The sequence below is a fragment of the Bacteroides graminisolvens genome (assembly GCF_963666085.1).
Classification (GTDB): domain Bacteria; phylum Bacteroidota; class Bacteroidia; order Bacteroidales; family Bacteroidaceae; genus Bacteroides; species Bacteroides graminisolvens.
Genome location: NZ_OY762556.1, coordinates 1,416,883 through 1,429,453, shown reverse-complemented (window position 1 = coordinate 1,429,453; position 12,571 = coordinate 1,416,883). Strand labels below are relative to the sequence as shown.

Genomic DNA, 12,571 nt, shown 5'->3' with positions numbered 1-12,571 from the left:
AGATTCTTTTTACATTGAGTAATAATGACACGTTATTCTACAGAAAAGCCTTCTTACAAAACATGCAAGAAGGCTTTAAACATATATGATATACTATATCAGTCTTTTAATTGAAAATCTTTTCTCCGTAAAACAAAGCTGTTACTCAAATATTTTTCACGTACAATCTTATTCTCAGCCAATTCTTCAGGGGTACCCTGAAATAATATTTTGCCTTCAAAAAGAAGATATGCGCGGTCTGTTATGCTTAAGGTTTCTTGTACATTATGGTCTGTTATCAAAATACCGATGTTTTTGTCTTTTAACTTCCAGACAATCTGCTGTATATCTTCCACCGCAATGGGGTCAACCCCGGCAAAAGGCTCATCTAGCATAATAAACTTAGGGTCAATGGCCAAGCAACGTGCAATCTCTGTTCTTCTACGTTCTCCTCCCGAAAGCTGATTTCCAAGATTTTTGCGAACTTTTTGCAAACGAAACTCTGCAATCAGACTTTCTAGTTTCTCCTTTTGATATTCTTTGGGTTTGTTGGTCATTTCCAAAACTGAAGCGATGTTGTCTTCCACAGTCATCTGCCGAAAAACAGAAGCCTCTTGAGCCAAATAACCGATACCGGTTTGGGCACGCTTATAAACCGGATAATTAGTTATTTCCAAATCATCCAGAAAAATACGTCCTTCGTTGGGAGTGATTAGTCCTACCGTCATATAGAAAGAAGTCGTCTTACCGGCACCATTGGGACCAAGTAAGCCAACAATTTCGCCCTGCTTAACATCAATAGAAACATGACTAACTACCGTACGTTTACCGTATTTCTTCACTAAATCCTCGGTACGAAGAACCATTCTGTTATCTTCCATATCCATTGTTATTTAGCGGCAAATGTAGTAAAAATAAGCTGAAAAAATGTACATTTGCAAACAAATATACAAGATATGATAAAAGCACTCCGAACTGTTGGTTGTTATGTGGTTCTTATGAAAAGAGCGTTTGCCCGCCCTGAAAGAATGCACATGTTCTTCAAACAATACATCAAAGAAATAGAGCAATTAGGCATAAATTCGATTGGTATTGTACTCCTGATATCTTTCTTTATCGGCGCAGTTATTACCATACAAATCAAGCTTAACATTGAAAGTCCCTGGATGCCCCGGTGGACTGTAGGATATGTAACTCGTGAAATCTTACTTTTAGAGTTCTCATCTTCAATCATGTGTTTAATTCTGGCTGGAAAAGTTGGTTCTAACATTGCCTCAGAACTGGGCACCATGAGAGTTACTCAACAAATTGACGCTTTAGAAATCATGGGCGTTAATTCTGCAAACTATCTTATATTGCCTAAAATCACAGCGCTAGTAACTGCAATTCCTGTTCTAGTAACGTTTAGTATATTTGCCGGAATAATTGGGGCCTTTGCCACCTGTTGGTTTGGCGGCATTATGACGGCCACCGATTTAGAATACGGTTTGCAGTTCACCTTTGTTGAATGGTTTGTGTGGTGCGGTATAATCAAATCTTTATTTTTCGCTTTTATCATTGCAAGCGTATCTGCCTTTTTCGGTTATAGTGTTGAAGGCGGTTCTATCGAAGTAGGTAAAGCCTCTACTGACGCGGTTGTGTCAAGTAGTGTACTGATCCTTTTCGCTGATCTTATATTAACTCAACTATTAATGGGATGATTGAAATTAAGAATCTATATAAATCCTTTGATGATAAAGAAGTACTCAAAGGTATTAATGCCACATTTGAAAACGGAAAAACAAATTTAATAATCGGGCAAAGCGGTTCTGGAAAAACCGTATTCATGAAATGTATTGTAGGGTTATTGCAGCCTACAAAAGGGGAAATATTATATGATGAACGCAATTTCCTGAATATGGGCAAGAACGAGAAGAAGCTTCTTCGGCGTGAAATGGGAATGATTTTTCAAAGTGCTGCTTTGTTTGACTCCATGAGTGTACTCGAAAACGTAATGTTTCCACTAAATATGTTCAGCAAAGACACTCTTCGGGATCGTCAGAGAAGAGCTTTGTTTTGTCTGGATAGAGTAAAATTATCGGATGCAAGCAATAAATTTCCCGGTGAAATTAGTGGAGGAATGCAAAAGCGTGTTGCAATAGCAAGGGCAATAGCACTACAACCGCAGTATTTATTTTGTGACGAACCCAACTCCGGACTAGATCCTAAAACGTCTCTGGTAATCGATGAACTAATTCAGGATATTACAAGAGAATATAATATGACCACTATCATTAATACCCACGATATGAATTCTGTTATGGGTATAGGAGAGAAAATTATTTTTATATATGAAGGACATAAAGAATGGGAAGGTAGTAAGGATGATATATTCACTTCTCCCAATTCCAAGCTAAACAATTTTGTTTTCGCATCGGATTTATTTCAAAAGGTCAAAGAAGCGGAAGTTCAGAATCTTGAAGGATAATAAAAAAGCCAATCGCAAACGATTGGCTTTTTTATTATTGTATTACTTACTTCTGACGAATATATACATTAATAGGGGTTCCTTTCAAATTCCACTTCTCGCGAATCTTATTTTCCAAGAAACGACGATATGGCTCTTTTACGTATTGAGGCAAGTTTGCAAAAAACACAAAAGAGGGTATTTGAGTATTAGGTAATTGAGTAATGTACTTGATCTTAATGTATTTACCTTTATTTGATGGAGGCGGATATGCTTCAATCAAAGGCAACAACTCTTCGTTAAGACGAGCCGTAGAAATTTTCACCTTTCTATTCTCATAAACATCACGAGCTTCTTCCAGCACTTTCAAAATACGTTGTTTGGTTAACGCTGAGGCAAATACGATAGGAAAGTCCACAAAAGGAGCAAAACGAGAACGAATAGCGTTTTCAAACTCCTTCATTACCTTCACGGTCTTATCTTCTACTAAATCCCATTTATTAACAACAACAACAAGCCCTTTTGAGTTCTTTTGTATTAAAGAGAAGATATTCAAGTCCTGACTTTCAATACCCCTCGTTGCGTCCACCATTAAAACACAAACATCAGCTCCTTCAATAGAACGAATGGAGCGAATGACTGAATAATATTCTAAATCTTCATTGACCTTATTCTTCTTTCTGATTCCAGCAGTGTCTACCAAATAAAAGTCAAATCCAAACTTGTTATAACGTGTATAGATAGAATCACGAGTAGTTCCCGCAATCTCTGTTACGATGTTACGTTCTTCACCGATGAAAGCATTAACAATAGATGATTTTCCGGCATTAGGACGTCCAACAACTGCAAAACGAGGAATCTCATCATCTAGGATTTCAGATGTTTCTTTCTTAAACTTACTAACAATCAAATCCATTAAATCACCCGTTCCACTACCTGTCATGGCTGAAATACAATAGGGATCACCTAATCCTAGTGAATAGAATTCCGGCGCATTATATTGTAATTCATGATTATCCGTTTTATTTGCCACAACTATGACCGGGCTATCAGCTCTTCTCAAAATAGAAGCTACTTGCAAATCCAAGTCAGTCAATCCGTTAATAACATCAACTACAAACAGAATCACATCAGCTTCTTCAACTGCCAATAGTACCTGCTTACGTATCTCTTCTTCAAAAATATCATCTGAATTAACGACCCATCCACCTGTATCAACGACGGAAAATTCGCGTCCTAACCATTCAGATTTGCCATATTGTCTGTCACGGGTAGTACCCGCTTCCTCATTTACTATTGCCTGACGAGTCTTCGTCAAACGATTAAAAAGAGTAGATTTTCCCACATTAGGACGACCTACTATTGCTACCAAATTTCCCATAATTATAACTGTCTATTTTCGACTCTCACAGTCTTATAAATCTAAACTTAATCAAGTTGATAACCAAAATTCCGTAGCTCCTTATCCGAACTACGCCAATCTTTATCAACCTTAACAAAGGTCTCCAAATAAATAGATTTTCCAAAAAATCTCTCAAGATCACGACGTGCTTCAGTCGATATTTTCTTCAATGCTTTGCCTTGCTTCCCGATAATAATTCCCTTTTGAGAATCACGTTCTACATAAATAACAGCATGTATTCTTATTAGTTTAGCCTCTTCTTTGAATTGTTCAACAACTACTTCAACAGAATAAGGAATTTCTTTATCATAATACAGCAAAATCTTCTCGCGAATAATTTCATTCACAAAGAATCGAGCGGGTTTGTCTGTTAATTGATCCTTATCAAAATAAGGAGGAGAATCAGGCAATAATTCTTTTATTCGCTTCAATACATAATCAACATTAAACTTCGATAATGCTGAAATAGGTATAATCTCAGCTTTAGGAATAAGTTCTTTCCAAGTCTCAACCAATTCTATTAATTTCTCTTGATTAGTTTGATCAATCTTATTAATCAACAATAAAACAGGCAACTCCAGCTTACTCACTTTAGCAAGAAAATCACTGTTCTTATCAGGAGATTCTATAGTATCAGTTACATAAAGCAGAACATCAGCATCTATTAAGGCTGAAGTAGAGAAATTAAGCATTGACTCTTGAAGCTTATAAGCTGGTTTAACAACACCCGGAGTATCAGAAAATACAATCTGCATTTCTTCCGTATTATATATTCCCATGATACGATGACGGGTAGTTTGTGCTTTGAAAGTAGCGATTGAAATTCTCTCTCCGACCAAAGCATTCATCAAAGTAGATTTTCCAACGTTAGGATTACCTACAATATTAACAAAACCAGCTTTATGCATATTATCACTTATTATAAATTAGAAAAAAAAACGCATCGAATAAAAAATAGGATGCGTTTTTATATATATCAGCAACTATCGGTTACTTTTTACTTCCGTCATAACCCCATTTAACATAAACAGCTCCCCAGGTAAATCCTGCTCCAAAAGCTGTGAAAATTAAATTGTCACCTTTCTTTAGTTTTTCTTCAAAATCCCAAATGCAAAGAGGTAATGTAGCAGCACTTGTATTACCGTAACGATGAATGTTAACCATCACCTTTTCAATTGGCAATTCCATTCTATGTGCCACTGCATCAATAATACGCATATTAGCCTGATGAGGAATAACCCAAGCTATGTTATCTTTATCCAAAGAATTTCTCTCAGCAACAGCAGCTGTTGCATCGGACATGTTAGAAACTGCATACTTAAAAACAGTTCTACCTTCTTGGTAAACATAGTGCATGTGATTATCAATGGTGAAATAAGAAGAAGGACAAACTGAACCGCCCGCTTTCATGTGCAAGAAAGGAAGTCCTTTACCATCTGTTTTCAACAGCGAATCCATAATACCATAATCTTCCGTTGTGGGTTCCACCATAAAAGCAGCTGCACCATCACCAAATATTGGACAAGTAGAACGGTCCGTATAATCTGTCACTGAAGACATTTTATCAGCTCCTACTATTATGACTTTTTTATATCTGCCAGAGCGAATAAAAGAAGCAGCGGTTTCCATAAGGTAAAGAAAGCCACTGCAAGCAGCTTGAAGGTCAAATGCAAATGCATTTTTCAAGCCTAATTTATCGCATAAGATTGATGCTGTTGAGGGAAAGTGATAGTCGGCTGTGCTTGTAGCAACAATTACCAAATCAATATCATCAGGATTTGCTCCCGTACGTTGCATTAATTGCTTGGCGGCTTTTCTAGCCATGTAAGAAGTCCCAAGGCCTTCTTCATTCAAAATTCTTCTTTCTTTGACTCCTATTCGAGTCATAATCCATTCGTCGTTGGTATCAACCATCTTGGATATCTCCTCATTTGTCAATACATAATCGGGAACATATCCACCAACTCCTGTGATTACAGCGTTAATTTTTTCCATTATCCTACTTTGAATTTGCAAAATGATATACTTAAAATACAGCCGTAAGTTTTAAACCCCGGCTGCTAATTCTTAAGTATACATCAACTAAACTGTATATTATACAGCTGCTTCTTTAACAATAGCAAGTTTGCCTCTGTAGTATCCGCAAGCGCCACATACAGTATGGTAAACATGCCACTCACCACAATTAGGGCATACAGCCAATGTAGGAGCTACTGCTTTATCATGAGTTCTTCTCTTCGCAGTTCTTGTTTTTGATTGTCTTCTCTTAGGATGTGCCATTTTTCTAAACTTTAATTATTATCTAATATTTTTTTTAATTCATTCCAACGAGGATCTATATTTTCTTCTTCCTCTACGTTATCAATAACAGGTCCCTCAAATCCTTCTACATCATTATCATCTGACTCATCATTAGCACTACCTCTTAAATGCTTACTCAATTTGCTAGTCATAGCCTTATTGCATTTTCCAGGTGCATGCACATGCTTCATTGGAATAGATAATTCAATAAATTCATAAAGAAACCAAGCTATATTTATTTCGCCTTCATTTTCAGGGATAACAATCAAGTCATCTCCCTCCTCTGCGTACTCAGTTCCAAACTTCACAAACAGCCTATTGGTTGTTGAAACAGACTGCTCCATATCATCCAAGCATCTATCGCAAGGAATCCACACCACACCTTCGCAATCAAAATTAAACTCGAAAGCGTGAGAAAGCCGTTTTACCTTAACAATTGCATTGACTTTACCTTTCTGAATATCAGGTCCGTCAATGTTAGCAAAGAAAACATTATCAAGCAAGAATTCATAACTAGATGATTCCGCCTGCATTCCCTTTAAATCAATTTTATATTTATCAAACTTTCCCAAAGCCCTTACTTTTATAATCAATACAAAGTTATAAAAAAAGCCTGAAACTCAAGATCAATCCGTTTGTTTTGGCATTTTGCTCAAACGAAGAAATGAATTCGGGCGACAAAGATACAAATAATAATAGTCAAAACGTAGTAATTGCGTTAAAACTTTATGAATAAAGTCCAATTAACAAATTGACCGCTGCTCCATTTATGACTTAAGGCTATATAAAGTATGAGCTATAGCACATCTTATATCCTCGCTAAACGCAAAAAGTCCCACAGCGTTGAGCTGCAGGACTTCTCTAAAAACGGCGACTACCTACTCTCCCACTGTTACGCAGTACCATCGGCGTGACAAGGCTTAACTTCTCTGTTCGGAATGGGAAGAGGTGGAACCCTTGTGCTATAGTCACCTTAATAAGGTAGACATAATGTACACAAAAAATAAATCAATCAATCAGCTAAACGTATATAAAAACCATACTGACAAGAAGAAAGTGAACGGGCAATTAGTATTGCTCGGCTGTGATATTTCTATCTATACACCTGCAACCTATCAACGTCATCGTCTTTGACGACCCTAAGAAATCTAATCTTGTGGCTGGCTTCGTACTTAGATGCTTTCAGCACTTATCCAATCCCGACTTAGATACCCGGCGATGCACCTGGCGGCACAACCGGTAAACCAGAGGTCAGTCCAACACGGTCCTCTCGTACTAGTGTCAGAGCCACGCAAATTTCATACGCCCACGATAGATAGAGACCGAACTGTCTCACGACGTTCTGAACCCAGCTCGCGTGCCACTTTAATGGGCGAACAGCCCAACCCTTGGGACCTTCTCCAGCCCCAGGATGTGACGAGCCGACATCGAGGTGCCAAACCCCTCCGTCGATATGAGCTCTTGGGAGGGATCAGCCTGTTATCCCCGGAGTACCTTTTATCCTTTGAGCGATGTCCTTTCCATACAGAAACACCGGATCACTATGCTCTAGTTTCCTACCTGATCGACTTGTCGGTCTCCCAGTCAAGCACCCTTATGCCATTACACTCTACGGACGGTTACCAATCGTCCTGAGGGTACCTTTAGAAGCCTCCGTTACACTTTTGGAGGCGACCACCCCAGTCAAACTACCCACCAAACAGTGTCCCCATTACAAACGGGTTAGAATTCAAACAATCAAAGGGTCGTATTTCAACAGCGACTCCACGAATACTAGCGTACCCGCTTCATAGTCTCCGACCTATCCTACACATCAATGGCCCAAATTCAATGTTAAGCTATAGTAAAGGTTCACGGGGTCTTTTCGTCCCATCGCGGGTAATCGGCATCTTCACCGATACTACAATTTCACTGAGCTCACGGTTGAGACAGTGTCCAGATCATTACACCATTCGTGCAGGTCGGAACTTACCCGACAAGGAATTTCGCTACCTTAGGACCGTTATAGTTACGGCCGCCGTTTACTGGGGCTTCAATTCAATGCGTCTCTTGCGATAACATCTCCTCTTAACCTTCCAGCACCGGGCAGGTGTCAGGCTGTATACGGAATCTTTCGATTTTGCACAGCCCTGTGTTTTTGTTAAACAGTTGCCTGGACCTATTCTCTGCGCCCTCTCTTGCGAGGAGGGACCCTTTATCCCGAAGTTACAGGGTCAATTTGCCTAGTTCCTTAACCGTGATTCACTCAAGCGCCTTAGTATATTCAACCCGACTACGTGTGTCCGTTTACGGTACGGGTACCTATAAGATTAAGTTTAGCGGATTTTCTTGGAAGTCTGCTTACATGCACTATTGGATTGTCCGAAGACGCTCCATACTATCAGGTTCGAATCGGAATGTGGATTTGCCTGCATTCCTCAACTTCTACACCCTTTAACGAACTATTCCGTCAGTTCGCGGCACTATCACTACTCCGTCCCCACATCACTCTTAAAGGTAGTAATGGAATATTAACCATTTCAGCCATCGGCATTGCCTTTCGGCGGAGCCTTAGGACCCGACTAACCCTGATCCGATTAGCGTTGATCAGGAAACCTTAGTCTTTCGGCGAGGGGGTTTCTCACCCCCTTTATCGTTACTTATACCTACATTTGCGTTTCCACACGCTCCAGAGAAGCTCACGCTTCGCCTTCAACGCAGAGTGGAATGCTCCCCTACCAACCATTATATGGTTCCATAGCTTCGGTAAACCGCTTATGCCCGATTATTATCCACGCCAAATTCCTCGACTAGTGAGCTGTTACGCACTCTTTAAATGAATGGCTGCTTCCAAGCCAACATCCTAGCTGTCTTAGCAATCTGACTTCGTTAGTTCAACTCAGCGGTTATTTGGGGACCTTAGCTGATGGTCTGGATTCTTCTCCTCTCGGACGCGGACCTTAGCACCCGCGCCCTCACTCCTGTTCTCAAACTAATGCGCATTCGGAGTTTATCAAGACTTGATAGGCGGTGAAGCCCTCGCATCTTATCAGTCGCTCTACCTCACATTAGTAATAAACAAGGCTGCACCTAAATGCATTTCGGGGAGTACGAGCTATCTCCAAGTTTGATTAGCCTTTCACCCCTACCCTCAACTCATCCGGAAGCTTTTCAACGCTTATCGGTTCGGTCCTCCAGTTAGTGTTACCTAACCTTCAACCTGGCCAAGGGTAGATCACTTGGTTTCGCGTCTACTCCTTCCGACTAAATCGCCCTGTTAAGACTCGCTTTCGCTTCGGCTGCAGGTCTCAAGACCCTTAACCTTGCCGGAAAAAGTAACTCGTAGGTTCATTATGCAAAAGGCACGCCGTCACAGCACAAGGCTGCTCCGACCGCTTGTAGGCACATGGTTTCAGGAACTATTTCACTCTTCTATTCGAAGTGCTTTTCACCTTTCCTTCACAGTACTGGTTCACTATCGGTCTCTCAGGAGTATTTAGCCTTACCGGATGGTCCCGGCAGATTCACACAGAATTTCACGTGTTCCGCGCTACTCAGGATACCACTAGGGTCAAACAGTATTCGAATAAGGGGCTATCACCCGCTATGGCATAACTTTCCAGTTACTTCTTCTCTACTGTTGAGATCCCACATCGTGGTCCTACAACCCCATATATGCCGTAACATATATGGTTTGGGCTATTCCGCGTTCGCTCGCCACTACTAGCGGAATCATTATTATTTTCTTTTCCTGCAGGTACTAAGATGTTTCAGTTCCCTGCGTTAGCCTACTGCATAGCAGTATAATATCTCTTCAAGATACTGGGTTGTCCCATTCGGAAATCTTCGGATCAAAGGTCATTTGCACCTACCCGAAGCTTATCGCAGCTTATCACGTCCTTCATCGCCTCTGAGAGCCAAGGCATCCACCATGTGCCCTTGCTTACTTTCTTCTTATCAAACACTTCTTAATCCAATATAAATATCGAATCAAAACGTATGGTTGATATATACTTTTAGCTCTTACTAAAAAATTTACTTTTTGCTTTTGTACATTATGTCAAAGATCGTTGTCGGTTCTAAAGAACCTGAAGTGGAGAATAACGGATTCGAACCGTTGACCCTCTGCGTGCAAGGCAGATGCTCTAGCCAGCTGAGCTAATCCCCCGAATCAAGAGATTCGTAGTCCCAGGCAGAGTTGAACTGCCGACCTCTACATTATCAGTGTAGCGCTCTAACCAACTGAGCTATAGGACTGTGTTCAAACCCTTGCCTTTCGGCTCGGCTTCTTTTTTTTCTCTTGTGTTATCTAACAACTATATATTAAATAAACAAGTACCAGTAGTACAACAGATAAATCTAACCTTAATCAGACTTAAAGTAATAATCATAAAACCTTTTACGAAATCACTCCAGAAAGGAGGTGTTCCAGCCGCACCTTCCGGTACGGCTACCTTGTTACGACTTAGCCCCAGTCACCAGTTTTACCCTAGGACGCTCCTTGCGGTTACGTACTTCAGGTACCCCCGGCTCCCATGGCTTGACGGGCGGTGTGTACAAGGCCCGGGAACGTATTCACCGCGCCGTGGCTGATGCGCGATTACTAGCGAATCCAGCTTCACGAAGTCGGGTTGCAGACTTCGATCCGAACTGAGAGAGGTTTTTGGGATTGGCATCCGGTCGCCCGGTAGCTGCCCTCTGTACCCCCCATTGTAACACGTGTGTAGCCCCGGACGTAAGGGCCGTGCTGATTTGACGTCATCCCCACCTTCCTCACATCTTACGACGGCAGTCTCACTAGAGTCCTCAGCATGACCTGTTAGTAACTAATGATAAGGGTTGCGCTCGTTATGGCACTTAAGCCGACACCTCACGGCACGAGCTGACGACAACCATGCAGCACCTTCACAGAGACCTTGCGGCGATAATCTTTCAACTATATTCCTCTGCAATTCAAGCCCGGGTAAGGTTCCTCGCGTATCATCGAATTAAACCACATGTTCCTCCGCTTGTGCGGGCCCCCGTCAATTCCTTTGAGTTTCACCGTTGCCGGCGTACTCCCCAGGTGGAATACTTAATGCTTTCGCTTGGCCGCTTACTGTATATCGCAAACAGCGAGTATTCATCGTTTACTGTGTGGACTACCAGGGTATCTAATCCTGTTTGATACCCACACTTTCGAGCCTCAGTGTCAGTTGTACCCCAGTGAGCTGCCTTCGCAATTGGAGTTCTTCGTGATATCTAAGCATTTCACCGCTACACCACGAATTCCGCCCACCTCTTGTACACTCAAGACATACAGTATCAACTGCAATTTCACGGTTGAGCCGTAAACTTTCACAGCTGACTTATATGTCAACCTACGCTCCCTTTAAACCCAATAAATCCGGATAACGCTTGGATCCTCCGTATTACCGCGGCTGCTGGCACGGAGTTAGCCGATCCTTATTCATAAGGTACATACAAAAAGGGACACGTCCCTCACTTTATTCCCTTATAAAAGAAGTTTACAACCCATAGGGCAGTCATCCTTCACGCTACTTGGCTGGTTCAGACTCTCGTCCATTGACCAATATTCCTCACTGCTGCCTCCCGTAGGAGTTTGGACCGTGTCTCAGTTCCAATGTGGGGGACCTTCCTCTCAGAACCCCTATCCATCGTAGACTTGGTGGGCCGTTACCCCGCCAACTATCTAATGGAACGCATCCCCATCGCTTACCGAAATTCTTTAATAAAGAGAACATGCGAACTCTTTATACCATCGGGTATTAATCTTTCTTTCGAAAGGCTATCCCCGAGTAAGCGGCAGGTTGGATACGTGTTACTCACCCGTGCGCCGGTCGCCATCTGAAGTATTGCTACCCCAATGCTGCCCCTCGACTTGCATGTGTTAAGCCTGTAGCTAGCGTTCATCCTGAGCCAGGATCAAACTCTTCATTGTAAAAGTATTGTGTACTTATAAAAAATACCCGAAAGTATCTCTCATAAGCAGTTTTTAGCTCTGTTCAGGATTTCGTAAATTTATTTAAGTTCACACCCTGCTGAAAGCAGGATATTGACGGTTCTAAATTTTACCCAAAATAACTTCTCTTAAATGATCCGTTTCCGAAGAAACCAAACAAGAAGAAAAGCATTTTGCTATTGTACTACTTGTATTGTTTATGTAATTCTATCAAAGAACGCTTCTTTTATTTTCGCTTTGTTTTCTAAAGCGGGTGCAAAGGTAAGGAGTTTAAAAGTAACAACCAAATGTTTTCGGAAGTTTTTTTAAAAGTTTTTTTTTCGTTAAGCTACCTTCTAAAACTCTTTTAGCAAGAGCGAAGGCCTAAACAAAAAAAGATCCTTTTTTGCGAACCGGACTGCAAAGATAAAGACTTTTTAGCTTCACTTCCAAACTTTCAGAGAAGTTTTTTTTTAAAAGTAAAACCGCATGAGTCAAACCCTACAGGCGCTTTATCAACATT

The 12,571-nt window shown here is 41.0% G+C and carries 8 protein-coding genes, 2 tRNA genes and 3 rRNA genes; 2 read left to right on the top strand and 11 right to left on the bottom strand.

Going from position 1 to position 12,571, the window contains the following annotated elements; genetic code table 11:
* Window positions 1-98: 98 nt before the first annotated feature.
* Window positions 99-860: an LPS export ABC transporter ATP-binding protein gene (gene lptB / locus ACKPCE_RS05870; protein WP_024997559.1), complete on the bottom strand. Its 762-nt coding sequence runs from the start codon at window positions 858-860 to the stop codon at window positions 99-101.
* Window positions 861-935: 75 nt separating this feature from the next.
* Between lptB and ACKPCE_RS05865 the strand changes: the two genes are divergently transcribed.
* Entirely contained in the window at window positions 936-1,679 is a 744-nt protein-coding gene (locus tag ACKPCE_RS05865; protein ID WP_024997560.1) for an MlaE family ABC transporter permease, read from the top strand.
* Window positions 1,676-2,446 (top strand): ABC transporter ATP-binding protein, encoded by a 771-nt coding sequence (locus ACKPCE_RS05860; protein ID WP_024997561.1) that lies wholly within the window; start codon window positions 1,676-1,678, stop codon window positions 2,444-2,446. Before ACKPCE_RS05865 ends, ACKPCE_RS05860 begins: the two co-directional genes overlap by 4 nt.
* Before the next feature lie 46 nt (window positions 2,447-2,492).
* Here the strand turns inward: ACKPCE_RS05860 and der are convergent, their stop codons facing one another.
* From der to ACKPCE_RS05810, 10 genes are all read right to left on the bottom strand, one after another.
* Entirely contained in the window at window positions 2,493-3,806 is a 1,314-nt protein-coding gene (gene der / locus ACKPCE_RS05855) for a ribosome biogenesis GTPase Der (RefSeq protein ID WP_277639684.1), read from the bottom strand.
* Between the two features lie 47 nt (window positions 3,807-3,853).
* Entirely contained in the window at window positions 3,854-4,735 is an 882-nt protein-coding gene (gene era, locus ACKPCE_RS05850) for a GTPase Era (protein WP_024997563.1), read from the bottom strand.
* Window positions 4,736-4,817: 82 nt separating this feature from the next.
* Window positions 4,818-5,822, bottom strand: coding sequence for a beta-ketoacyl-ACP synthase III (locus tag ACKPCE_RS05845; protein WP_024997564.1), 1,005 nt, complete (start codon window positions 5,820-5,822; stop codon window positions 4,818-4,820).
* Window positions 5,823-5,921: 99 nt separating this feature from the next.
* Window positions 5,922-6,107, bottom strand: a complete 186-nt coding sequence (gene rpmF / locus ACKPCE_RS05840) for a 50S ribosomal protein L32 (protein ID WP_081698296.1) — start codon at window positions 6,105-6,107, stop codon at window positions 5,922-5,924.
* An 11-nt stretch (window positions 6,108-6,118) separates the two neighbouring features.
* Window positions 6,119-6,700 (bottom strand): YceD family protein, encoded by a 582-nt coding sequence (locus ACKPCE_RS05835; RefSeq protein ID WP_308765209.1) that lies wholly within the window; start codon window positions 6,698-6,700, stop codon window positions 6,119-6,121.
* Between the two features lie 293 nt (window positions 6,701-6,993).
* A 5S ribosomal RNA gene (gene rrf / locus ACKPCE_RS05830) occupies window positions 6,994-7,104 on the bottom strand.
* Between the two features lie 72 nt (window positions 7,105-7,176).
* Window positions 7,177-10,060, bottom strand: a 23S ribosomal RNA gene (locus ACKPCE_RS05825).
* 141 nt (window positions 10,061-10,201) lie between these two features.
* A tRNA-Ala gene (locus ACKPCE_RS05820) sits at window positions 10,202-10,275 on the bottom strand.
* Window positions 10,276-10,290: 15 nt separating this feature from the next.
* Window positions 10,291-10,364 (bottom strand) — tRNA-Ile (locus tag ACKPCE_RS05815).
* Window positions 10,365-10,523: 159 nt separating this feature from the next.
* Window positions 10,524-12,048: ribosomal RNA gene (locus tag ACKPCE_RS05810) — 16S ribosomal RNA — on the bottom strand.
* The 16S, 23S and 5S rRNA genes sit together here with 2 tRNA genes alongside, the layout of an rRNA operon.
* Window positions 12,049-12,571 lie beyond the last annotated feature (523 nt).

Excerpts from the sequence above, each read along its gene's own strand:
- lptB (WP_024997559.1), bottom strand. The coding sequence starts at position 860 with ATGGAAGATAACAGAATGGTTCTTCGTACCGAGGATTTAGTGAAGAAA.
- ACKPCE_RS05865 (WP_024997560.1), top strand. The coding sequence starts at position 936 with ATGATAAAAGCACTCCGAACTGTTGGTTGTTATGTGGTTCTTATGAAA.
- ACKPCE_RS05860 (WP_024997561.1), top strand. The coding sequence starts at position 1,676 with ATGATTGAAATTAAGAATCTATATAAATCCTTTGATGATAAAGAAGTA.
- der (WP_277639684.1), bottom strand. The coding sequence starts at position 3,806 with ATGGGAAATTTGGTAGCAATAGTAGGTCGTCCTAATGTGGGAAAATCT.
- era (WP_024997563.1), bottom strand. The coding sequence starts at position 4,735 with ATGCATAAAGCTGGTTTTGTTAATATTGTAGGTAATCCTAACGTTGGA.
- ACKPCE_RS05845 (WP_024997564.1), bottom strand. The coding sequence starts at position 5,822 with ATGGAAAAAATTAACGCTGTAATCACAGGAGTTGGTGGATATGTTCCC.
- rpmF (WP_081698296.1), bottom strand. The coding sequence starts at position 6,107 with ATGGCACATCCTAAGAGAAGACAATCAAAAACAAGAACTGCGAAGAGA.